26 protein-coding genes, 1 tRNA gene and 2 pseudogenes are annotated in these 19,709 nt (G+C 66.5%); 13 read left to right on the top strand and 16 right to left on the bottom strand.

The annotated features are described in order from the left end of the window. Positions 1-170: 170 nt before the first annotated feature. From GQS65_RS05175 to GQS65_RS05185, 3 genes are all read right to left on the bottom strand, one after another. Entirely contained in the window at positions 171-1,331 is a 1,161-nt protein-coding gene (locus GQS65_RS05175; protein ID WP_158203614.1) for a tyrosine-type recombinase/integrase, read from the bottom strand. A gap of 48 nt (positions 1,332-1,379) precedes the next feature. Continuing rightward, positions 1,380-1,464, bottom strand: a tRNA-Leu gene (locus tag GQS65_RS05180). 50 nt (positions 1,465-1,514) lie between these two features. Further along, positions 1,515-2,027 carry an MOSC domain-containing protein gene (locus GQS65_RS05185; RefSeq protein WP_158203615.1) on the bottom strand — a complete coding sequence of 171 codons (513 nt, stop codon included), beginning with the start codon at positions 2,025-2,027 and terminating at the stop codon, positions 1,515-1,517. A gap of 74 nt (positions 2,028-2,101) precedes the next feature. On the opposite strand from GQS65_RS05185, the gene GQS65_RS05190 reads away from it, so the two are divergent. Continuing rightward, on the top strand, positions 2,102-2,410 hold the full coding sequence (locus GQS65_RS05190) for a transcription initiation factor IIB family protein (protein ID WP_158203616.1): 309 nt from the start codon (positions 2,102-2,104) through the stop codon (positions 2,408-2,410). Positions 2,411-2,526: 116 nt separating this feature from the next. Here the strand turns inward: GQS65_RS05190 and GQS65_RS05195 are convergent, their stop codons facing one another. From GQS65_RS05195 to cyaB, 7 genes and pseudogenes are all read right to left on the bottom strand, one after another. Next, on the bottom strand, positions 2,527-3,021 hold the full coding sequence (locus GQS65_RS05195; RefSeq protein ID WP_158203617.1) for a phosphopantetheine adenylyltransferase: 495 nt from the start codon (positions 3,019-3,021) through the stop codon (positions 2,527-2,529). A gap of 65 nt (positions 3,022-3,086) precedes the next feature. After that, positions 3,087-3,596 carry a winged helix-turn-helix domain-containing protein gene (locus tag GQS65_RS05200; protein ID WP_158203618.1) on the bottom strand — a complete coding sequence of 170 codons (510 nt, stop codon included), beginning with the start codon at positions 3,594-3,596 and terminating at the stop codon, positions 3,087-3,089. A gap of 153 nt (positions 3,597-3,749) precedes the next feature. Then, positions 3,750-4,016, bottom strand: a complete 267-nt coding sequence (locus GQS65_RS05205) for a HalOD1 output domain-containing protein (protein ID WP_158203619.1) — start codon at positions 4,014-4,016, stop codon at positions 3,750-3,752. An 89-nt stretch (positions 4,017-4,105) separates the two neighbouring features. Next, entirely contained in the window at positions 4,106-5,194 is a 1,089-nt protein-coding gene (locus GQS65_RS05210) for a glutamate--cysteine ligase (RefSeq protein WP_158203620.1), read from the bottom strand. Between the two features lie 56 nt (positions 5,195-5,250). After that, positions 5,251-5,775 (bottom strand): DUF5804 family protein, encoded by a 525-nt coding sequence (locus GQS65_RS05215; protein ID WP_158203621.1) that lies wholly within the window; start codon positions 5,773-5,775, stop codon positions 5,251-5,253. Positions 5,776-6,128: 353 nt separating this feature from the next. After that, positions 6,129-7,333: pseudogene (locus GQS65_RS05220) on the bottom strand (methionine adenosyltransferase). Between the two features lie 59 nt (positions 7,334-7,392). Next, entirely contained in the window at positions 7,393-7,992 is a 600-nt protein-coding gene (gene cyaB, locus GQS65_RS05225) for a class IV adenylate cyclase (protein ID WP_158203622.1), read from the bottom strand. A gap of 173 nt (positions 7,993-8,165) precedes the next feature. On the opposite strand from cyaB, the gene GQS65_RS05230 reads away from it, so the two are divergent. Beyond that, positions 8,166-9,173 carry an FKBP-type peptidyl-prolyl cis-trans isomerase gene (locus GQS65_RS05230; protein WP_158203623.1) on the top strand — a complete coding sequence of 336 codons (1,008 nt, stop codon included), beginning with the start codon at positions 8,166-8,168 and terminating at the stop codon, positions 9,171-9,173. A 264-nt stretch (positions 9,174-9,437) separates the two neighbouring features. Here GQS65_RS05230 and GQS65_RS05235 read toward each other — a convergent pair whose 3' ends face one another. The 3 genes from GQS65_RS05235 to GQS65_RS05245 all read right to left on the bottom strand — a co-directional run bounded on the left by GQS65_RS05235 (position 9,438) and on the right by GQS65_RS05245 (position 11,377). Continuing rightward, positions 9,438-9,779, bottom strand: a complete 342-nt coding sequence (locus tag GQS65_RS05235) for a DUF7344 domain-containing protein (protein ID WP_158203624.1) — start codon at positions 9,777-9,779, stop codon at positions 9,438-9,440. Positions 9,780-10,114: 335 nt separating this feature from the next. Beyond that, positions 10,115-10,741: an RAD55 family ATPase gene (locus GQS65_RS05240; RefSeq protein ID WP_158203625.1), complete on the bottom strand. Its 627-nt coding sequence runs from the start codon at positions 10,739-10,741 to the stop codon at positions 10,115-10,117. A gap of 24 nt (positions 10,742-10,765) precedes the next feature. Beyond that, positions 10,766-11,377 (bottom strand): MinD/ParA family ATP-binding protein, encoded by a 612-nt coding sequence (locus GQS65_RS05245; protein WP_158203626.1) that lies wholly within the window; start codon positions 11,375-11,377, stop codon positions 10,766-10,768. A gap of 105 nt (positions 11,378-11,482) precedes the next feature. Here GQS65_RS05245 and pyrB point away from each other — a divergent pair, with 105 nt between their 5' ends. The 4 genes from pyrB to GQS65_RS05265 all read left to right on the top strand — a co-directional run bounded on the left by pyrB (position 11,483) and on the right by GQS65_RS05265 (position 14,075). After that, the gene (gene pyrB / locus GQS65_RS05250) at positions 11,483-12,406 is read left to right on the top strand and encodes an aspartate carbamoyltransferase (RefSeq protein WP_158203627.1); all 924 of its coding nucleotides are present in this window, start codon (positions 11,483-11,485) and stop codon (positions 12,404-12,406) included. After that, a complete protein-coding gene (pyrI, locus tag GQS65_RS05255; protein WP_368279852.1) occupies positions 12,403-12,858 on the top strand; it encodes an aspartate carbamoyltransferase regulatory subunit in 456 nt (151 codons plus the stop codon). Before pyrB ends, pyrI begins: the two co-directional genes overlap by 4 nt. A 30-nt stretch (positions 12,859-12,888) precedes the next feature. Continuing rightward, a complete protein-coding gene (locus GQS65_RS05260; protein WP_158203628.1) occupies positions 12,889-13,056 on the top strand; it encodes a hypothetical protein in 168 nt (55 codons plus the stop codon). A 191-nt stretch (positions 13,057-13,247) separates the two neighbouring features. Next, a complete protein-coding gene (locus GQS65_RS05265; protein WP_158203629.1) occupies positions 13,248-14,075 on the top strand; it encodes a hypothetical protein in 828 nt (275 codons plus the stop codon). Positions 14,076-14,121: 46 nt separating this feature from the next. Here GQS65_RS05265 and GQS65_RS05270 read toward each other — a convergent pair whose 3' ends face one another. From GQS65_RS05270 to GQS65_RS05280, 3 genes are read right to left on the bottom strand one after another with little or no spacing between them, the layout of a single operon-like run. Next, complete coding sequence (locus GQS65_RS05270) at positions 14,122-14,385, bottom strand: hypothetical protein (RefSeq protein WP_158203630.1); 264 nt, start codon at positions 14,383-14,385, stop codon at positions 14,122-14,124. A gap of 18 nt (positions 14,386-14,403) precedes the next feature. Continuing rightward, on the bottom strand, positions 14,404-14,586 hold the full coding sequence (locus GQS65_RS05275) for a hypothetical protein (protein ID WP_158203631.1): 183 nt from the start codon (positions 14,584-14,586) through the stop codon (positions 14,404-14,406). Then, positions 14,586-15,140 (bottom strand): NUDIX hydrolase, encoded by a 555-nt coding sequence (locus GQS65_RS05280; protein ID WP_158203632.1) that lies wholly within the window; start codon positions 15,138-15,140, stop codon positions 14,586-14,588. The genes GQS65_RS05275 and GQS65_RS05280 overlap by 1 nt, the downstream gene beginning before the upstream one ends. Before the next feature lie 132 nt (positions 15,141-15,272). On the opposite strand from GQS65_RS05280, the gene GQS65_RS05285 reads away from it, so the two are divergent. The 7 genes and pseudogenes from GQS65_RS05285 (at position 15,273) to GQS65_RS05315 (ending at position 19,707) form a co-directional block, all read left to right on the top strand. Continuing rightward, entirely contained in the window at positions 15,273-15,515 is a 243-nt protein-coding gene (locus GQS65_RS05285; protein WP_158203633.1) for a DUF1918 domain-containing protein, read from the top strand. A gap of 6 nt (positions 15,516-15,521) precedes the next feature. Beyond that, the gene (locus GQS65_RS05290; protein WP_158203634.1) at positions 15,522-15,947 is read left to right on the top strand and encodes an RNA-binding protein; all 426 of its coding nucleotides are present in this window, start codon (positions 15,522-15,524) and stop codon (positions 15,945-15,947) included. 292 nt (positions 15,948-16,239) lie between these two features. Next, positions 16,240-16,939 (top strand): annotated as a pseudogene (locus GQS65_RS05295) (RNase P subunit p30 family protein). Next, a complete protein-coding gene (locus GQS65_RS05300; RefSeq protein WP_158203635.1) occupies positions 16,920-17,588 on the top strand; it encodes a class I SAM-dependent methyltransferase in 669 nt (222 codons plus the stop codon). Before GQS65_RS05295 ends, GQS65_RS05300 begins: the two are co-directional and overlap by 20 nt. A gap of 25 nt (positions 17,589-17,613) precedes the next feature. Then, complete coding sequence (locus GQS65_RS05305) at positions 17,614-18,090, top strand: Rpp14/Pop5 family protein (protein WP_158203636.1); 477 nt, start codon at positions 17,614-17,616, stop codon at positions 18,088-18,090. A gap of 10 nt (positions 18,091-18,100) precedes the next feature. After that, a complete protein-coding gene (psmA, locus tag GQS65_RS05310; protein ID WP_158203637.1) occupies positions 18,101-18,868 on the top strand; it encodes an archaeal proteasome endopeptidase complex subunit alpha in 768 nt (255 codons plus the stop codon). A 113-nt stretch (positions 18,869-18,981) separates the two neighbouring features. Next, positions 18,982-19,707: a ribosome assembly factor SBDS gene (locus tag GQS65_RS05315; RefSeq protein ID WP_158203638.1), complete on the top strand. Its 726-nt coding sequence runs from the start codon at positions 18,982-18,984 to the stop codon at positions 19,705-19,707. Positions 19,708-19,709: the final 2 nt, after the last annotated feature.

Below are 19,709 nucleotides of genomic sequence, written 5' to 3' on the forward strand. Positions count from 1 at the left end.
ACGCACCTAAGCGGAGTATGTGGAAGTCACAAATTTGCTATCTGAGTAACCCATACTGGCCGTCAACCAGCATTGCTTCAAGTCAAAAGGGGGACTGCTTCTAATTATATGAAATTGCCCTTCATAGGCCATCTTTCCCCACATGGCAAGCGCCGGGAGTGGTGTCCGGGTTACATCCTATCCAGTGCGTCTTGCCGGTCCTCGACAGGCACACGGTCGTACTTCATCGTGGTTGCCGCGTTCTTGTGTCGCAGTTGGGCTTTCGTCGCGGCAAGGTCACGCTCCTTGGTCATGTACGTCCCTACGGAGTGACGGATAGCGTACCACGAGAGTTGCCGCGTGTCCGTACTGATGTCCGCCTCACGGCAGAGACGCTTGAGGAGTCTACTGAGGCTTTGTGAAGCGTATGGGTTGCCACTCCGAGTGAGCCAGAGGGCGTCCGTTCCTTCGTACTTCTCGCGGTACTCTCGTTCCTTCAGCCACCGCTCCAACGCTGATGATGTACGGTCGGTGAGGCTGACCAACCAGTTGCCACGGTTCTTGCTTGACTCCTCTTTGGGAATCCGTAGCAAGTCGTTGTCCGTGTCAACCCACGATACCTTGGCGCGTCCAACTTCGACCGGACGTAGCCCGGCATCCAAGCTTGTCCACACGAGAGATGTAATCTTCCACCCACCAACCCGGTTCCAGTCCTCTTGTCGGACGCTGGTGAACGGCTTGTCCATCACCTGTGCGATATACTCGCCCCACTGCTCCCGTTCTGCAACCGTCAACCCACTGTACGCCGGAATGCTACCCTCGTTGAGTGCTGCCTGTCGCACGGCTTGCCGCTCCTCGATAGTGAGAAAGTCTGCCGGATGGTCGTTGCTCCCGCTCCCGTCGAACGAGTAGCTAAACTCCCACTCGTCCATCCCATACTTGTAGCTGAGCCACCGGGAATACCGACCGAGAGCTTCCTGTATCTTCCCCTTGGTGGACTGAGAACGGTCGGAGAACGCGACATCCTCGATGTACGCCGTGGCGTCCTCTTGCTTGGGCGGAATCCGATAGCCACCGCGCTGCTCCCACATCCAGCGGTCGAACGCTGCCGTCCTGTAGCCTGTTGCGTAGACAGTGTACGGAGAGTATCCTTCTGCCTTCTCCTCGTTCTTGCCGACTTTCAACAGCCATGTCAAGAACTGTTTCCGGTAAGTTTGGTAGTCCACGCGCTGCTTCTCCGTCGTAGCGCAGTGGTGCGATTTTGGTACTAAAACGATGCTCCTTCCGGGGTCTATCTCGTTCCGGTCGATAACGCCACAGTCCGTGAGCGAGTTGGGATACTGGCTTTCCATTCGTGGTCCGCCAACGAGAAAACCGACAGACTGCGACGGGATGTAGTATGCGTGGGACCGGATTCGAACCGGCGGACTCCTGAGAGACAGCGTCCTAAGCGCTGCGCCGTTGGCCTGGCTTGGCTACCCACGCGCGTCTCCTGCTTGCTCGAACACCGAGACAAAGCTTTCGTTCGAGGGGCGTCAGTCGTGGCGGTCCCGAATCGCCTCGACCAGTCCCTCCCCGTCGAACACCGGCCCGAGGACCATCAGTTCGTCATCTACCGCGAGGTCACCGCCGTCGACGACGGCCGCACAGATGCCGCCGCGACCCTCCCTCAACGCCCGTGCGACACCCTCCTCGGCGGCGACCCGCTCGACGTGGGCACACGGCGGCCGCGGCCGCGTCCCCTCGAAGGTGGCCTCGCCGACGCGGAACCGCTGTCCGAGCAGGTCGTGGACGTCCACCCCTCGGAGTTCGACGTTCCGCCGGTGTCTGCCGTCGGTGAGGTCGATGTCGAAGCGCTCTCGAATCTCGTCGAGCGCCTCTCCCGCGACGAACGTCACCTGACAGACGTCGTCGGGGCTGTAGTAGCCCGTCCCGAGACAGTACCGGTCGTCCGCGATACCCCGGTCGGCGAGACACCAGACGGACTCGCGGGCGTCCATCGGGGCCGACCCTTCGGGTGCCGTCCAGAGTCGGTCGACTCGTCTCATGCCCCCCGTGGGCGGCCGCGGTGCTTAACAGGTCGCCCGCAAGCGCTTTGTCGGCCGCTCGCCGACTGTCACGTATGTACCGCGCCCGTGACTACGTCGAGAACGAGCGCTGGTTGGCCGACCTGGACGCCGCCGGTGACCGACTGGGCCTGGAGAGCGCGGCCCGCTCACGTGCCGTCGACCTCTTTCTCTCGACGGTCCCCGACGAGGAGCGCTCGAAGCAGGCGTCGATGGCCGCGGCGCTCTACGTCGGTGCACTCATCGAGGGCGACCGGCGGTCACAGGGTGCCGTCGCCGATGCCGTCGGGGTGTCTCGGCTCTCGGTCCAGCAGAACTGGAAGGACCTCATCGAGGAGGCCGGACTCAGAAAACCGAGTTGGTAGGCCGCATCCGTACTCCGACACACTCGGACCGCCCCGCTTTCGCTCACGGGTCGTCTCACTCACCGGTCGCCGTCTCGTAGCTCTCGCTCGTTCGCTCCCGCTCGCTCCGAACCACGCTACTGTTCCCGTCGGGCGGGCCGCGGCGTCGCGTCGGGCGTGAGGTTGCCGTGTTCGTCGATTTCGCCGCGGACGATACGTGTCGAGGAGATACGCTCGCCGTCCTCTGCGGGGACGTGGTCCACGACGACGATGTCGAGCGGGTCGTGCCCCGCCTCGCGGCGGATGTCGTTGACCTGCTCTCCGCCCCTCACCGTCTCCGGGGAGACGATGAGGTAGTCGAACCGCGGTTCGGTGGCGATCCCCGTCGGTTCGACGAGTTCGTGAATCTCGAATTCGCGGTCGAACTCCTCGGCGAACCGTGCGAGTTCCGCGCGGAGCGCCCGCTCGCGTTCCTCGAACGGTTTGACGTACCGCTCTTCGTTTCGCGTCTTCGGGGCGAGCCTGTCGCTCGTGAGTCCGACGGTGACGTCTCCCAGCCCGAACGCACGCTCGAACAGTGCACGATGACCGTCGTGCACCGGGTCGAACGTTCCCCCAAGCGCGACCTGCATACACCAAGGGAACGGTTGGACGTGGCTTATGCCTTCGGCTCCGTCCGCCGCCGGCCGACGCCCCCTCAGTCGTCGGACTCCGCGCTCGCGTTCTCGCCGTCACTCGACCGGTCGACGGTGATGGTGACGGGTTCGGTCTCGACCGTCCGATCCGCGAGGCGGTCGTCGAGGTTGAACACCGTGTTCAGCCCCTGCTGGACGTCGCCAGCGACGTCCGCGACGAGGTCACCCGGCTTGATGGCGACGTACTCGTAGGGGTTGTTGCCGGCTCCTGCGGACTCGCGTTTGCTACGAGTCACCTTCTCCTCGGCGTTCAACTCGGCGAGAGCCTCGCGGACGGTACTGGGGTACAGCCCCGTCCCCTCCGCGATTTCGTCGCTCGTCGAGCGAGGTTGCTCCCTGAGGTAGATGTAGATTCGTGCCCGCGTCTCGGTGTCGAGAATCCACGTCAGGAGTTCGACCAACCCATCGTCGAGCGTCTCGACGGCGCGGTCTGCTTCCTCACCCAGACGTTCACGGACGGACCCTTCCTCGGCCTCTGCCCCGGCATCGTCATGCGTGTCATCCAGAGACATTCGATGTAGTGAAAGCCAAGGATTTGTCAGGTAAAAACCCTTGCTTCGTCGCGTCGGAGGCTCTGTCACCCGCTACTCGGGAGAACATACCCCCTGTGAACGACTGCGGACGTCGTCACCCGAGCGCGCTCTTTACCGTCCGGTCAATCGGCGTCACCGGTAGTCGTCCGTGACCGACCGGGTGGCTTCCCGCTCGTTCGCCTCGGCCGCGACCGAACCGTCGGCCGCGGCCGTGATCCGATAGCCCCAGGCGTCGAACCTGATGACCCCGTTGCCTCGCTCGAACAGTGAATCCAGCGCGTCCGGATCCACGAACGACGCCAACGGGGGAGAGAGACGGAGCGGCGAGACCTGTTCGCAGGCCGCCACCGTCTCGACGACGCGAGTACTGAGGTCGTTGATATTTGAGGGCGCACTCATTGTTCTTCCGACGGGGACTGAAAGAAATAAACGTGTCGCCGGATTCGAGAACGTCTCGCCGGCAGCACGACTACGGGGGCGGTCACACCTCAGAGCCGAAGCGCTGCACAGACCGCGTCGAGGCCACGCTCCTCGCGGAGTCGGCGCTGCGTGCTCGCGCCGCTGTCGGCGTCGAGCACCTCACGGATGCCGGTCACGTCGAGGCGGTCGGCCTCCCGGTCGATGGCGTCGGCGAGCGAGACGACGTCCGAGCAGTCGCGGTCGATGAACGAGGCCTCACGACCCCAGCGAGCGGCCCGCCACTTGTTCTCGTCGAGCGTCTCGCGGCGGTGGTCGCTCGGGCGACGCCACGGGTCGGCGAGGTCCTCGTAGCGTTCGGCGTAGTCGACGACCAGTGCGTGGACGTACTCCGCGAACGCGAGGACGCGCCACTCCTGGTGTTGCGCGTCGGGCGTGCGGACCTCGACGGTGCCGTGGTCGGTGTGGGGCCGGACGTCGTACCAGAGTTCGCCGCGGTCGTTGATGGAGTCGGTCTCGACCATCAGGCGTTCGAGGTCGAGGTAGTCGTCGAACGACGTGAACGTCGTCGGCATCCCCGTGTTCGGCAGGTTCTCGAATATCACCGACCGCGCCGAGGCGAGACCGGTATCGAACCCGTTCCAGAACGGCGAGTTCGCCGACAGCGCCAGCAACAACGGGAGGTGCCAGCGCAGTCGGTTCGAGACCCACGTCGCCTTCTCGGCGTCGTCGACGCCGACGTGGACGTGGAGGCCGGCGGTCGTGTTGCGGTGCTGTGGGTACCGGATACGGTCGAGTTGCGCCCGGTAGCGCGACTTCTCGGCGTGGTCGAGTTCGCGCCAGTGGGCCGCCGGGTGCAGTCCGGCGGCGGCGATACCGAACCCGTGTGCTTCGGCGTGCTCGACGAGCGCGTCTCGGACCTCCCCCAACGCGTCGGCGGCGTCTCCGAGACGCGCGATGGTCGGTGTCTGTGTCTCGATGACGCACTTGAACAGTTCGTGGTCCAGTCGCTCTTCCAGAATCGCGGGTGGGTCCGACTCGTAGACGAGTTCGTCGGTTCCCGACGTGGGGCGACCCTCGGCATCGACGACGAAGAACTCCTCCTCGATGCCGAGCGTCCCCATGCGGTCGAACGCGTCGGCGGACCCCAACTCCTCCATACCACTCCTGCCGCCGGAGGCGAGTAAACCCTTACCCTCTGGTGTCGAACGACCGCTCAGCCGCCGAACTCGGCTTCGGTGACGCGGACGACGAGCGTCTCCCCGACGTCACGCAGGTCGTACTCCGGCAGTTGTGGCCCCGTTCGGGCGACGAACATCGGTTCGACGAGTCGCGGGAGCGCGGCGGTGGTCTGCGGGCCGTCGTCGGCCGTCGACTCGGCCTCGCCGTCTGCCGGGGGGGCGTCGGGTCGTTCGACGCCGTAGACCTTCAGATAGCGTTCGGACTCCGCGGGCGTGACCTCGCCGTCACGGATGGCCGCCGCGAGGTCACGCGAGAGCCACTCGGACTCGCTGATGGAGGGTTCGCGCACGAGCGTCGTCTCGACGAAGCGGACGAGATACCACGCGAGGTCGTTGACGAACGACACCGCCGCCCCCAGACTGATGGTCTCGACGGCCAGGCTGTTCTCGAACGGGCGGTCCAGACTGTAGGTCGCCAGCGCGTCCCGTGCCGTCTCGCGCGAGAGAAGTTCGTAGCGGAGGTCACAGTCCGACGTCCCGACGAGACAGACCGTGGTCATGTACCTACTGTCGTGACGTGGGGCAAGTCGGTTTCGCTCCGCACTCGCCGGCGGAATATGTAAGTACGATGGACTCATGTGTTGAAGTGACACACTACCGACCCCTCCGGACGTTCCTTCACAGGTCGTTCCGTACATGTCTCAAGCTAGCGGGTCGGTGGAGCGTGTCGGTCTCATGTGCACGCGGCGGGAGTCCCCCGCCGTGTTGAGACTTCAACTGCCCCCGAGCGACAGCACGGTGCACGGCACACGGCGCTTGCTGGTGGGGTCGGGGGCGTTCTTCAGAACCGGAGCACGGCGAGTACCACCGCGCCGAGCGGTCGCGTCGTGACGGGTCGACCAGACCGACCTCGCTAGAAGGTGCTCAGTTCACCGTCGATGACGCGCTGGGTGATGCTCGTCACGTCGGCGAGTTCGCGGTCGACGATAGCCGCCACCTCCTCCTCGATGTCCGCGACGGAGACGCCGTCCTCGGTGACGACGGTCGCGTCGGCGACGTGCGGGTCGTCGATGGGCTGTCCGATCTGGCTGAGGAGTCGAATCCGGAGTTCGCGGATGCCGTCGACCTCCTCGACGACGGCCTCGGCGATGCTGGTCGACAGCAGGTTGTATATCTTCCCGATGTGGTTGACGGGGTTCTTCCCCGACGTCGCCTCCATGCTCATCGAGCGGTTCGGCGTGATGAGACCGTTCGAACGGTTGCCACGGCCGACCGAGCCGTCGTCGCCCATCTCCGACGAGGTGCCGGTCGTGGTGAGGTAGATGGCACCCTCTTCGAGGTCGTCGGCGGTGTTGACGTGGACCGACACCTCCCGGTCGGTGTACTCGGTCGCGAGGGTCTCGACGTACTCGCGGACGCCGTCGACGCGTCCCGGTACGCCTCGATGCCGTCGAGGTAGGTGTCGACCATCGCCGCGGCGACGGTGACGTCGATGCGGTCGTTCTCGCGTTTGCCCATCACCTTGATGTCCTCGCCGAGTTCCGGGTTGTCGTCGCTGTACTCGCCGTTGAGTCGCCGCTCGGTGGCGAGGACTATCTCTTCGGTCTCGGTCAGCGGCGCGTACCCGACGCCGAAGGAGGTGTCGTTGGCGCTCGGGACGGTCCGTTCCTCCTCGCCGAACACCTCCTGTAGGTCGCCCGACCCCTCCCCGAGACGGACGTCGACGACGACGTCCGTGCCGAACTCCAGTTCGGGGAAGTGCTCGTCGATGTACTCCCGTGCCGCGCGAAGTGCGATGGTCTCCGTGGGAATCTTCGCCCCCTCGTACTGCTGTGTCGCGCGGCCGACGATGAGGACGTAGATGGGTTCGAGCACCTCGCCACCCGCGAACGCCGGGGCGGCACTGCCGGCGACCAGCTGTGTCTCGTCGGTGTTGTAGTGGAGCACCTTCCCGACCCGGTCGAGATACTCGCGTGCGAGCGCCTGCGAGACGTGTTCGGCGATGCCGTCACAGATGGAGTCGGGGTGACCCAGTCCCTTTCGCTCGACGATTTCGACCTCCTGGTCCTCGACGGCGAGGCCCGCGACCGGTTCGACACGGATGTTGCGATTGCTCATTGTCGCCGGTTCTCCGTCGTCGGTCGAATAACTTACGGAAAATCTCGTCGCCCGAATGATTACTCGGGGGAATCCCCCGGAGCGTCGCCGTCCAGCAGCAGACCGAGGTACGAGGTCCGGATGCCGTCGTCGGGGTCTAGCCCCAGCGCGCGGACGGCCTCGAAACACCGCTCGCGTGCGGTGTCGACGTCCTCGCTCTCCAGTTCGACCTCGACGAACTCCCCCAGGTCGGCGACGTCGTCGAGGACGACGGTGAGACCGTCGAGCGCGTACACCTCGCGGTGTTTCTCGACGGTCGCCGCCGGCGAGAACCCGAGGGCGTCGAGGATATCGGCCACCGTCTCGCCGTCCTCGACACCGGTCTCGTGTTCGAGTCGGGTCTTCGAGGCGTCGTCCACGAGCGGTCCCTTGTACGTCACCCGCGCCTCGGCGCCGTCGCCCTCCCCGTGACGACGGTCCGCTCCGGCGGTCGCCTCGCCGTCGCGTCGGCGGACGCGGCGAATCCGGAGTGCCTCGTCGGTCGCCGCGAAGTCGCGGTGCGGGGCGTCGTAGTACCGGTCGACCTGTTCGATGGCCCGCTCGCGGGTCGCACCGAGTTCGTCGAGTCGGTCGCGTAGCGTCGCGTGGTCCGCACGGAGTTTCACCTCCACCTCGTACATAGCTCCGCTTCCGCGTCGGGCGTGAAAAAGCGGCCGCATCGCCGTCTCGCACGGCCTCGACTCGGCGACCGGTGGCGGACACAGCCTCCCGACGACCGGTCACCGTGGCAACCGGTCACAGTCGCTCGGTCGAAGCGTGGTTATTAAGCGTGCGTCGGGAGGAGTGGTTCGGTATGAGCGACGAGACAGAGCAGACCGAGGCCGAGGAGGTCGAGGAAGGAGCCGAAGCCACCGAGGAGGAGACCGAGACCGAGACCGAAGCGTCGGGGCTTCAGGACGGCGACTTCGTCGAACTCGACTACACCGCCTACACCGTCGAGGGCGAGCAGTTGGTCGACACGACCGACCCCGACGTCGCGGAGGAGGAGGGCGTCGGTGACCAGGGCGAGTTCGCCCCGCGGACCATCGTCCTCGGTGCCGGCCACATCTTCGAGGCCGTCGAACAGGACATCCTCGGCAAGGAGGTCGGCGACTCGGGCAGCGTCACCGTCTCGGGCGAGGAGGCGTTCGGCGAGTACGACCAGGAGCAGGTCAAGACCGTCGCCGCCGACAAGATCCCGGAGGACGACCGCTACCCCGGTGCACAGGTCGAAATCGACGGCCAGCAGGGCTACCTCGAGACCATCATCGGCGGTCGTGCCCGCGTCGACTACAACCACCCGCTCGCCGGCGAGGCCATCGAGTACGAGTACGAGGTCCTCGACACCGTCGAGGACAAGCTCGAACGCGCACAGGGTCTGATGAGCATGTTCCTCGACGTCGACCTGGAGATGCACATCGAGACCGACGAGGTCGAGGAGGAGCAGGTCGTCGAAAGCGAGGCTGCTGCCTCGGAGGGCGACGAAGACGAGGACACAGCCGCCGACCCCGAGACGGAGACGGTCACCGTCGAGAAGGAGACGCTCTACATCGAGTCCACGCCGCAGCTCTCGTTCAACCAGCAGTGGATGTTCCAGAAGCAGCAGATCGCCCAGCAGGTGATGGACCGCGTCGACATCGACCGCGTCATCATCCAGGAGACCATCGACGGGTCGGGCATGGGCATGCCGGGCATGATGGGCGGCATGGGCGGCATGGGCGGCATGGGTGGCGGTGACGTCGACGACGAGGAACTCGAAGCCGCGCTGGAAGACGCCGACGTCGACGCCGGGGACATCGTCGACGAACTCGACGAGGAGTAACGAGACGCGACCGGCACGCGAGCGTCTCGAAGCGTCCGAACGGGACGAGCCGTGACGGGACCCCACCGGCGAGAGACGAGCGACGTCGACACACGACTTCTTTCGACACCGACTGCGAGCGGCGCGACCGACGCTCCGTGCCGACGTGGCGGCCGGGCGAGACGACCGACGGGTCGGCGAGCAGAGAGCGCTGTGGGACGGCGTCAGGAGAGTGGTTCGGTCGTCCCTCCATAGGGCGACCGGGCGGTCCGATTCGACGGGTCGTCAGGCGGACGTCTCCTCGAAAGTCGCCGGGTCGAACGGGTCGTTCACCCGTTCGACGCGCGTGGGGACGACCTCCGAGCGCTCGTCGTCGAACTCGATGAGGCCCGCGGCGTCGAGTTTCGGCAGGTGGACGTGTCGGAGCGTCGCCTCCACGCTGTCCGGGTCCACCGGGCCCCCCTCCAGCAGTTCCCGCGCGATGACCTGGCTCGCGAGGTCGTCGACGCTCACGACGCCCGTCACCCCCCGCAGGTACGAGAGCACGTGCCGACGACGCCGGTTCGCCATCAGTTCGAACGCCGCGCCCTCGGCCTCCCCCGTAGACACCTGTTGACTCGTAACCATCTGACTCACCCAAGCCACTACGGGGACAAAACCCCACCAGAGCGTTGTAACCGATTTCGGTCCGTTGCAGACCGTTTCAGACGGTTACCGTCCGGCGATTTCGAGAAACAGACTCTGAACGATGACTGTCCTGTAATGGCTTCTTTAGTGGGACGATTCCCGGCGACGACGAGGAGACCGTTCGGTACGCAAACAGGAACGCGACCCCCACACTCGGCTGCTAGCGGCCGGTTTCTGCCGAATTCGTCTCGAAAGTGGAGAGAGTTCCGTACGGGCGACTGTTTCAGGCACCCGGACCCCGACCCGTGTCAAGGCCTACCTAACCAACCAGTGTCTCAGGCGATGTCTCGGCTGGTGTCGATGGCGACCCGTTCGGAGAGTTCGAGTTTGATGACGTCGTTGAGCGCCCGGCCCCCACGGAACTTCGGCACCGCGAGTCGGTTCTCGACGGTGTCGGCGCTGATCTCCGTCGTCAGGTCGAAGACGACGTCGGCCATGAACCGCGTCGTGTCGCGCCCCTTCGGTACGTCTTCGCCGTCCAGACAGTGGAGGATGGCCAACCCGTCCGTGTTCGCCATGTGGTTCTGCACCTCGTTGAGGAAGTGCCGGTATCGGTCGTAGTCGACGCGTTCGAGGACGTCCACCGGGTCGACGATGAGGTTCGACGCGTCGGGGAGCGCACTGACGAGTTTCGACGCGTTGTCTATCGGCGCGTCCCCGGTGATGTGCCGGACCGTCGGGTCGCCGGTCCGGGCCGGTGACGCGTCGATGCTCTGCTGGACCGCCGCCTCGGTCCGGCCCAGCGAGATGTAGAGCGTCCCGCGCATCGCCGTCAACTCGTTGAGGAAGAGTTCGGCCTGACTCGCGGGGTTGGCACAGAGGGCGACGGTACTGCCGGCCGGAATCCCACCACCGAGCTTCCGGTCCAGTACGTCGATACCAGTCTGTAGCCGCTTCGCCATGGAACTAAACTCTTCTCGTGACGGTTAACCGTTTCGGAGAGTTGCACACTCTGACAGTTCTCGGTAGCGTTCGGTCACGCTGGCCGTTTCGAGTGGGGTCTCGGCCCGTGGAACGGCGATACAAGGGGTGGGTAGTACCCGTTCGAGAGCAGTCACCGAGTCGTCACGTCCGGTCAGTGTCGACGCGACCGGCGGCGCGTCGAGCGTCCGGGCCATCGCCACGCTCTTCGCGGCGTCGCGGACATCCGCCGGCGCCGGCGTCGAGACGACGACCGACCGGGCGGCGAGAGCCAGCGGGGTCACGGCGTCTCGGCCGGCACCGGCCGGGCAGTCGACGAGGACGCGTCCGGGTCGGCCGTCGAGCGTCCGCAAGAGTCGTCGCGTGGCCGCTCGCTCCCGTGGCGCTGTGAGGATGCGAACCGATGGAACCACCGGGTCCGGGACGCCCGTCGGTCGGTGGGGCGACGGGTCGGTCGTCCGGTCGGTCGGGACGTCGGCCATCCGTGCGAGATTCGGCAGGTCGCGGTCCGCGTCGACGACGACGACGGACTCCCCACGGCGGCCGAGCGCACGGGCGAGTCCGAGCGTGGTCGTCGTCTTCCCGACACCGCCCTTGCCACCGGTCACGGCGAGCATACCGGTCGTGGCCCCGTCCCGGTACTTGAACGTTCGTGACGGCGTGTCGTCGCTCGACCGGGTGCTTCGGGAGATTCAAGACGGTGCCGCCTCCTCCCTCGAACGATGCGGCACGACCACCTCATCACCGCCACACAGCTCTCGCGGGACGACATCGAAGCCGTCCTCGACCGTGCCGCCGAGATAGCCGACGACCCGCCCGAGCGTGAGGCGGTCCTCGGCTTGCTGTTCTTCGAACCGAGCACGCGGACGAAGATGAGCTTCGACGCCGCGATGAAACGGCTCGGCGGGACCACCGTCGACATGGGCAGTGTCGACTCCTCGTCGGTGAAGAAAGGCGAGACGCTCGCCGACACCGTCCGCGTCGTCGAGGGCTACGCCGACGCGCTCGTCCTCCGGCACCCCAGTGAAGGCGCGGCGGAGATGGCGAGTCGGTTCGTCGACGTCCCGCTCGTGAACGCGGGCGACGGCGCTGGCCAGCACCCGTCCCAGACACTGCTCGACCTCTACACCATCCGCGAGAACGCCGGCCTCGACGACCTCACCGTCGGCATCGTGGGCGACCTGAAGTACGGTCGAACGGTCCACTCGCTGGCGAGTGCGCTGACGAACTTCGACGCTCGACAGCACTTCATCAGCCCCGAATCCCTGCAGTTGCCCCGGAGCGTCCGCTTCGACCTGCACCAGGAGGGGGCACAGGTCCGAGAGCACACCGACCTCGACGGTATCCTCCCGGAACTCGACGTGCTGTACGTCACGCGCATCCAGCGCGAACGGTTCCCCGACGAGAACGAGTACCGGCAGGTCGCCGGCCAGTACCGAATCACCCCGGAGACGCTCGACGCCGCGAAAGACGACCTCGTGGTGATGCACCCGCTGCCGCGAGTCGACGAGATATCCTCGGACGTCGACGACCTGCCCCAGGCGACGTACTTCGAACAGGCACACAACGGCGTCCCCGTGCGGATGGCACTGCTCGATATGCTCCTGGAGAACGCCGAGGACGGCGCGGGGGGTGTGTCGTCGTGAGCGACCACCAACTGCGCGTCAGCAAGATTCGCAGCGGGACCGTCATCGACCACGTCCCCGGCGGGCAGGCGCTCCGGGTGCTCGCCATCCTCGGCATCGACGGGACGGGCGGCGAGACGGTCTCCGTGGCGATGAACGTCCCCAGCGACGACATGGGCGCGAAGGACATCGTGAAGGTCGAAGACCGGGAACTGAGTCAGGCCGAGGTGGACGTCATCTCGCTCATCGCTCCCGAGGCGACCATCAACATCGTCCGGGAGTTCGACGTCGTCGAGAAGAACCGCGTCGTCCGCCCCGAGGAGGTCCACGGCGTGCTCCAGTGTCCCAACGCGAACTGCATCACGACGGAGGCCGAACCCGTCGAAAGCGAGTTCACCGTCCTGCGAGAGGGGGTTCGGTGTGTCTACTGCGACACCCTGTTGCGCGAGGACATCGCCCAGTATATCCAGTAGAACTAACAGTTACCGGTCCCGACCGTCCGTATGCGCCTGCCCTCCCCGTCGCTCCCGGACCTCGTCGTCGTCGGCACGCTGACGGCGTTCGTCGTCGCCACCGGTCACCTCTTCGTGGCTCTCCTGGCCGCGGCCCTGCTCAGGCAGGACACGCGCCGGTTGCTCGCCCGACACGTCGGTCGAGGAGAACAGCTATAACCCACGACAGTAACGTATCTGGTGATGTCCCGCAAGCTACTCGTGCTCGTCGCACTGGTCGCAGTCGCCGTCGCCTTCATGGCACGCCGATAGCGCGACTCGTACAGCAGTACAGCTAACGAACCGACCCACGCGGGTCCGGTCCCCCACTTTCCGAACGACTTACCCCCGAGCCACTGCGAGGCTACGGTATGTACGGCGTCGTCACCCGCAACGCCCCCGAACTGGAGTGGTCGGAGTTCGACCGCGCGTTCTTCGAGGCCAAGGACGTCTCGGGGCGCGCCGCGGACCCCGAACCGAACGCCGTCAACATGGTGTCGTGTTTCGCGGACAACGCCGCCGCCCGCGGCACCCCCGACCTGGTCCCCGTCGACGACGAGGGCAACCGCGCCACGCGCGAACAGCCGTACTTCGACTGGTCCTACATCTGCCCCACCCACCCCGACTACCGCGAGGGACTGCTGGAGACCATCGCGGACTGCGCCGCGGTGTCCCCCGACGTCCGCCTCGACGACGTGGGGTTCCCCCGGCCCGAGTACTGCCGCTGTGAGCGGTGTGAGCGCCGGTTCGCGGAGAGCGAGTACGAGGACCGCTTCGACTGGCGCGCGTCGGTCATCGAGAGTTTCGTCGCCGACGCCCGCGAGCGCGTTCCGGGTCGCCTCTACCTCACGCTGTACCCGAACCCGTATCCGGGTCACCTCCGGGAGCGGACGGGCGTCGACCCCGCATCCCTCGGCCAGTACGTCGACGAGTACGTCGTCCCCATCTACGACATGGCGTACTCGACGACGTACTGGCTGGAGATTCTCGCACAGGGGTTCGTCGACGAACTCGTGACACCGTTCTCCATCGAACTCTACGCGGTGGACGTCGACCCCGACGCCCTCGGGAAGGCGACGGAGGTGGCCGGCGCGTACGCCAAGGACGTGCTGTTCGGCTACGACGCCTCGAACGCCCGCGCCACCCTGCGCCGCTTCGAGGCCGACGCACGAGAGGGCCGACGCTTCGAACCGGAGTGACCCGAACGACGCCGTCGGTGTGGAGGGCACCGGCGGTCGGTCCGCTTCAGGCCGTCGCCCGCGTCGTCGCTCGTCGAACGGCGAACACGCTGTTTGCGACACAGAGGAACAGACCGGAAACGAGCCACAGCGCGACGAACGCCGACTGCGTGAACGACTCGCTCCCCGAGAGGAGCGTCGACAGTCGTGGGACCCCGTCCAGGAACAGTACCGTCCAGACGGCGAACAACGCGTCCGCGGTGAGGAGGTCTGCCGGACCGAGCTGTAGGAGCCGTGACATGCTCTCGACGGTCGCTTCGTCGCCGCTCATCTTGTAGCTTCGCGTGACTCACCCTTCGGTCGGTCCGTGGACGAACGGGAACGTCGCACCGCAGTGTTCGCAGGTGCTCTCCTCCTCGACCAGTCCCTCGCGCTGTGAGGCGCGTTCGGTCCCGACGAACGCCCGGCCGGTCGGAACGCTGAGGTAGGTCGACTCCCCGCAGTTCGGACAGGACGCGCCGACGAGACCCATCAGAACGCCTCCGTGCGCCACGTCAGCAGGTCCTCGCGGTCACGGGTGTCCTCGGGGAGACGGTCGAACCAGCGTGCGGCGCTGATCTCACAGTCCGGGTCCGAGATTTCGGGGTCGTGGCTCTCCGCTCGCGCGGCGAAGACGGGGAGGACGCCGCTCATCTCGTGGCTCCCCGAACGGATGGTGAGTCGCGTCACCATCGCCAGACCGTCCGTCGAGACTTCGACGCCAGCCTCCTCGGCCAGTTCGCGGCGGGCGGCCTCGCGGTGGGTCTCGTCGGCCTCGACACAGCCACCGGGGAGGACCCACAGGTCGACGCCATCGTGGCGGACGAGGAGCAACTCCCCGTCCTCGCGGTGGACGACGGTGTGGACGCCGTACGGTGTGCCGCAGTCGCGGCTTCGACGGGCGAGCGTCCGGAACCGGCCGTGCGAGACGTGGTCGGTCCGCTCGAAGGTGAGGAACTCGTCGTACCGGTCGGTGAACGCGTGGTAGGCACGCTCGGCACGCTGGTCGGCCGCTTCGGCGAGGAACCAGAGGTCACCGACCGTCATGGGGGTGCGAGGGGAGGTGGCGTGTGGAACATGGTCGTTCTCCCGGACTACACCGACCGACCACAAGAAGGTTCGGCGACGTGCGACGGGTGAATCACGCCCTTTTTGACCGCCGACAGGGTAGTCCGGCGTATGGCATTCGACGAAGACGACCGAGTCGTCCTCCACGACCAGCACTCCGACCACGACGGCGAGACCGGCACCGTCACCCAGAAGATGGACAACATGTTCGGCGACGCCACCTACACCGTCAGCTTCGAGGACGGACAGGAGCAGGGCGTCTCCGAGGACATGCTCGAAGCGACCGATGAGGAGGCTGCTGGCTCGGACGGCGATGAGGGCGAGGCTGCCACCTCGGACGAGTCCGAGGAGTAACGCGCGATGTCGGGCGTCCCGTTACACTACGTCGACGTGCAGGCGTTCTGTTACGCGACCGAAGACGAGGTGCGCGTCGAGCGGGCGCTCCGGACGTTCCTCCCCGAGGAGTACCCCATCGAACGCGCCGAGAACGTGGGGTTCCACGGCGACCCCATCGTCGTCCTCTCCGCGCGCGTCGAGAACGCCGACGACGTTCGTCACGTCCTCACTCGACTGGAGGAGTTGCCGGACCTCGACGGCGTCCTCGACGAGTTGGACACGCGAGTGACCGAGGACTGTGAACTGTACCTCTACCTCGACAAGCAGGCGGCGCTCTCGGGCGGCGTCGACCTCGGAGCGGGACTCTCCGTGCGCGGGAAGGTCGAAGCCTACCCCGCGAAGAAGGAGGCGGCCATCGAGAACGTCCGCGCAGCGTTCGAGGACCACTGACGGTCGGAACCACACTGAAAGCCGTGCTTACAGCCAGGACCGGCGCTGAACAGTGTGATTAACTAACAACCGAGAGTCGTAGCGACTACACGACCACTGCTCGGACGACCGTCACACGCCACCGGGTTTCGTGGTCACGACGCTCCAGCGTCGACGGTCGGCGAGCGCAGTCGGCTGGTCGCACACGGCTGCGGCCGACCGGTTCCCTGTCATGGTACTCGACCCCGCTCGCGGGGCCGACCCACTCTTCGAACCCGGAACGGTCAACAGGACGCGTAGCGAACGCCGTGACGTGTACGAAGCCGTCACCCCGCTTCCGGCCGGCACGAGCACCGTCGCCCGGTTGGCGTCGACCGCCGCCGAACAGGGGTACGACGGCATCGTCGTCCGCTCGACTCCCGGAACCGACGGAGCGTCCGACGCGGTGGCCGTCGCCGAGCGGTACGGTGTCGACGTCGTCGACGGCTGTGAAATCGCCGGCCGCGAACGGTCGGCGGCCGCGGCCACGGTGCGACGCGAGCGCGACCGGCGGACCGTCCTCTGTGTCCGCGGCGGGGCGCTCAACCGATTCGCCGTCGAGGAGCCACGGGTCGACGTGCTCACCCGACCGATGGACGACGGCGACGTCAACCACGTCCTCGCGCGGGCCGCGAGGGAGAACGGCGTCAGACTGGAGTTCGCGCTCGGCCGCGTACTGCGAAGCGACGGGGGGGCGACGAGTGCAGGCGCTGCGCGGCCTCAGGAAGCTCCACGATATGGTCGAGCAGTACGACGCCCCGTTCGTCGTGAGCGCCGAGGCGACGAGCCATCTCCACCTGCGCGCGCCACGAGAGGTCCGAGCGCTCGGCGAACTCGTGGGGCTGTCGGCCGAACAGGTCGATGAGGGCCTCCGGGAGTGGGGACGCATCGCCGAGCGCAACCGCGAGCGGACGTCCGATTCCTTCATTGAGCTCGGCGTCCGACGGGGGAGATATGAAGAAGACCATCGATGAACACGCCGCCCGGTTCGACTCCATCGCCGGCGAGTACGACGACAGTCAGAACGAAACCGAGGAGTACCGCGCCTGTGTCTCGCTGGTCGTCGAGCACGCCGCCCCGACCCCCGAGGACGTGGTCCTCGACCTGGGCTGTGGGACGGGCGCGATCGGCCTCTCCCTCGCCGATTCGGCGAAGCGCGTCCTCGGACGCGACGTGAGCGAGGGGATGATGGACCAGGCCCGCGAGAAGGCCCGCGAGGCGGGCATCGAGAACGTCGAGTTCGAGTACGGGACGTTCCGGGAACCCAACGTCGGGTCGGCGGAGACGGCCCGAGTGGACGCTCGTGATGCTCGCGTCGACATCGTCGTCTCGAACTTCGCCATGCACCACCTCGCGGACGCGGAGAAACGCGAGGCCATCCACGCCATCGCCGCGCTGAACCCGCGACGGTTCGTCCTCGGCGACGTGATGCTCTTCGGGGACTCCGACGCCGAGAACCCGCTGTACAGTCCGGAGGTCGACGACCCCGCGACCGTCGGGTTGCTCGCGGACGCGCTCACGGACGCCGGGTTCGCGCTGACGGCCGTCGAGATGGTCCACGAGCAGTTCGGCGTCCTCGTCGCCGAGCGCTCGCCGAACGGCGGGCGGGACGTCCCGGAGTGACCGACGCGGAGGAGTCGAGCCACCGATGAAACACCTCCCGAAACACGCCCGGCCGCGCTGGCGGTACCTCGGCGTCGGCCTCGAAGGCTGGCCCGACGCTCGCGTCGACAGACGGGCGTTCCAGCGCGAACTCTGGTACGCCGCACAGAACCTCGTCGGGGACGTCGGGAGCGCCGAACTCGACGGCACCGTCTACGGCTTCGCCTTCGAGGACGGCGTGGGCGACGCCGTCGTCCGTGTCCGTCGTGGCGAGGTCGAACGGGCGCGGGCGGTCCTCGCGTGCGTCGACGGCGTCGACGGCCACCCGCTCCGGGTCACCGTCCGGGGGGTCAGCGGGACGGTCCGGGCCTGCGAAGAAAGCTATATACGCCGGCCACTGGAATCGATGGACGAGAAACGCGTCGTGTTCGAGAACTCCGAGCGACCCGCGTTCGCCCGCGAGGGGCGAATCGACGTGCAGGTCGACGACGGGTTCGCGGGGACGACGGATTACGACTGCTAATCCACACACAATGCAAGGTCAAAACCAACAGCAGGCGTACGACCGCGGGATCACCATCTTCTCCCCGGACGGCCGTCTCTACCAGGTCGAGTACGCCCGCGAAGCCGTCAAGCGAGGCACCGCGAGTATCGGCGTCCGAACGAGCGACGGGGTCGTCCTCGTCGTCGACAAGCGCATCCGCTCACCCCTGCTCGAAGGGACGAGCGTCGAGAAACTCCACAAGGTCGACAACCACGTCGGCATCGCCAGCGCGGGCCACGTCGCCGACGCCCGCCAACTCATCGACTACGCACGCCGCCAGGCGCAGGTCGAACGACTGCGCTACGGCGAACCCATCGGCGTCGAACCGCTGACGAAGATGGTCGTCGACAACATCCAGCAGTACACGCAGGTCGGTGGCGCACGCCCGTTCGGCGTCGCGCTCATCATCGGCGGCGTCGAGGACGGCGAACCGCGCCTCTACGAGACGGACCCCTCGGGGACGCCCTACGAGTGGAAGGCGCTCGCCGTCGGCGGCAACCGCAACGACATCGAGGACTACCTCAAGGAGCAGTACACCGAGGAGATGGACCTCGACGCCGGTGTCGGTCTCGCCCTCTCGGCGCTGCACTCGGTCAACGAGGGGGGCCTCCAGGCGGAGGGCCTCGGCGTCGCCACCGTCGACGTCGAGACCGAACAGTACCGCGAACTCCCGGTCGAGGAGGTCCGAGACCACCTCACCGAACACGACCTGCTGGCCGAGGAGAACGACGAGAGCGACGACCCCGACGAGGAGTAAGCTCCCGGCCCTGCGTCCGTCTCGAACGCCGATCCCGAGCGACTGCCGTCCGGTCTCGTCGTAACCGTCGCTGCCGGGAAACACACTTGAACCGGCGTGCGGTACGTATCGCCATGATTTCACTGGACGAAGCGGTGACGGCCCGACTCGAATCACACGGGGCGCGCTTCGAGGTGCTCATCGACCCGGACGCGGCACTGGCGATGAAACGCGGCGAGTTCGACGGCGAGTTAGAGGAGGTCATCGCCGCCGAGGACGTCTTCGAGGACGCCTCGCGTGGCGACCGACCGGCCGAATCCGACCTGGAGACGGTGTTCGACACCACCGACCCGATGGAGATAATCCCGCAGGTCGTCGAGCGCGGTGAGATACAGATTACGGCCGAACAGCGCCGCGAGATGCAAGAGCAGAAGCGCAGACAGCTCGTCAACACCATCGTCCGGAACGCGGTCAACCCGCAGATGGACGACGCGCCACACCCACCCGAGCGTATCGAACGCGCGCTGGAGGAAGCCCGGTTCAAGGTCGACCCGATGGAACCGGTCGAGAGCCAGGTCGACGACGCACTGGACGTGCTCCGGCCGGTCATCCCCATCCGGTTCGACGAGATGACCATCGCGGTCAGACTCCCGGCCGACTACGCCGGGAGCGGACAGGCCCGTATCCGACAGTTCGGCGACCTCGAACGCGAGGAGTGGCAGAACGACGGTGGTTGGGTCGGCGTCGTCACCTTCCCCGCGGGGTTGCAGAACGACTTCTACGACCTCGCCAACGAGGTGTCCTCGGGCGAGGCGGAGACGCGCGTCGTCAAAGACGAGGACGAACTGTCGACACGGTAGCT

Source organism: Halomarina oriensis (assembly GCF_009791395.1).
Taxonomy (GTDB): Archaea; Halobacteriota; Halobacteria; order Halobacteriales; family Haloarculaceae; genus Halomarina; species Halomarina oriensis.

Coding starts and splice junctions, on each gene's coding strand:
- GQS65_RS05175 (WP_158203614.1), bottom strand. CDS start 1,331: ATGGAAAGCCAGTATCCCAACTCGCTCACGGACTGTGGCGTTATCGAC.
- GQS65_RS05185 (WP_158203615.1), bottom strand. CDS start 2,027: ATGAGACGAGTCGACCGACTCTGGACGGCACCCGAAGGGTCGGCCCCG.
- GQS65_RS05190 (WP_158203616.1), top strand. CDS start 2,102: ATGTACCGCGCCCGTGACTACGTCGAGAACGAGCGCTGGTTGGCCGAC.
- GQS65_RS05195 (WP_158203617.1), bottom strand. CDS start 3,021: ATGCAGGTCGCGCTTGGGGGAACGTTCGACCCGGTGCACGACGGTCAT.
- GQS65_RS05200 (WP_158203618.1), bottom strand. CDS start 3,596: ATGTCTCTGGATGACACGCATGACGATGCCGGGGCAGAGGCCGAGGAA.
- GQS65_RS05205 (WP_158203619.1), bottom strand. CDS start 4,016: ATGAGTGCGCCCTCAAATATCAACGACCTCAGTACTCGCGTCGTCGAG.
- GQS65_RS05210 (WP_158203620.1), bottom strand. CDS start 5,194: ATGGAGGAGTTGGGGTCCGCCGACGCGTTCGACCGCATGGGGACGCTC.
- GQS65_RS05215 (WP_158203621.1), bottom strand. CDS start 5,775: ATGACCACGGTCTGTCTCGTCGGGACGTCGGACTGTGACCTCCGCTAC.
- cyaB (WP_158203622.1), bottom strand. CDS start 7,992: ATGTACGAGGTGGAGGTGAAACTCCGTGCGGACCACGCGACGCTACGC.
- GQS65_RS05230 (WP_158203623.1), top strand. CDS start 8,166: ATGAGCGACGAGACAGAGCAGACCGAGGCCGAGGAGGTCGAGGAAGGA.
- GQS65_RS05235 (WP_158203624.1), bottom strand. CDS start 9,779: ATGGTTACGAGTCAACAGGTGTCTACGGGGGAGGCCGAGGGCGCGGCG.
- GQS65_RS05240 (WP_158203625.1), bottom strand. CDS start 10,741: ATGGCGAAGCGGCTACAGACTGGTATCGACGTACTGGACCGGAAGCTC.
- GQS65_RS05245 (WP_158203626.1), bottom strand. CDS start 11,377: ATGCTCGCCGTGACCGGTGGCAAGGGCGGTGTCGGGAAGACGACGACC.
- pyrB (WP_158203627.1), top strand. CDS start 11,483: ATGCGGCACGACCACCTCATCACCGCCACACAGCTCTCGCGGGACGAC.
- GQS65_RS05260 (WP_158203628.1), top strand. CDS start 12,889: ATGCGCCTGCCCTCCCCGTCGCTCCCGGACCTCGTCGTCGTCGGCACG.
- GQS65_RS05265 (WP_158203629.1), top strand. CDS start 13,248: ATGTACGGCGTCGTCACCCGCAACGCCCCCGAACTGGAGTGGTCGGAG.
- GQS65_RS05270 (WP_158203630.1), bottom strand. CDS start 14,385: ATGAGCGGCGACGAAGCGACCGTCGAGAGCATGTCACGGCTCCTACAG.
- GQS65_RS05275 (WP_158203631.1), bottom strand. CDS start 14,586: ATGGGTCTCGTCGGCGCGTCCTGTCCGAACTGCGGGGAGTCGACCTAC.
- GQS65_RS05280 (WP_158203632.1), bottom strand. CDS start 15,140: ATGACGGTCGGTGACCTCTGGTTCCTCGCCGAAGCGGCCGACCAGCGT.
- GQS65_RS05285 (WP_158203633.1), top strand. CDS start 15,273: ATGGCATTCGACGAAGACGACCGAGTCGTCCTCCACGACCAGCACTCC.
- GQS65_RS05290 (WP_158203634.1), top strand. CDS start 15,522: ATGTCGGGCGTCCCGTTACACTACGTCGACGTGCAGGCGTTCTGTTAC.
- GQS65_RS05300 (WP_158203635.1), top strand. CDS start 16,920: ATGAAGAAGACCATCGATGAACACGCCGCCCGGTTCGACTCCATCGCC.
- GQS65_RS05305 (WP_158203636.1), top strand. CDS start 17,614: ATGAAACACCTCCCGAAACACGCCCGGCCGCGCTGGCGGTACCTCGGC.
- psmA (WP_158203637.1), top strand. CDS start 18,101: ATGCAAGGTCAAAACCAACAGCAGGCGTACGACCGCGGGATCACCATC.
- GQS65_RS05315 (WP_158203638.1), top strand. CDS start 18,982: ATGATTTCACTGGACGAAGCGGTGACGGCCCGACTCGAATCACACGGG.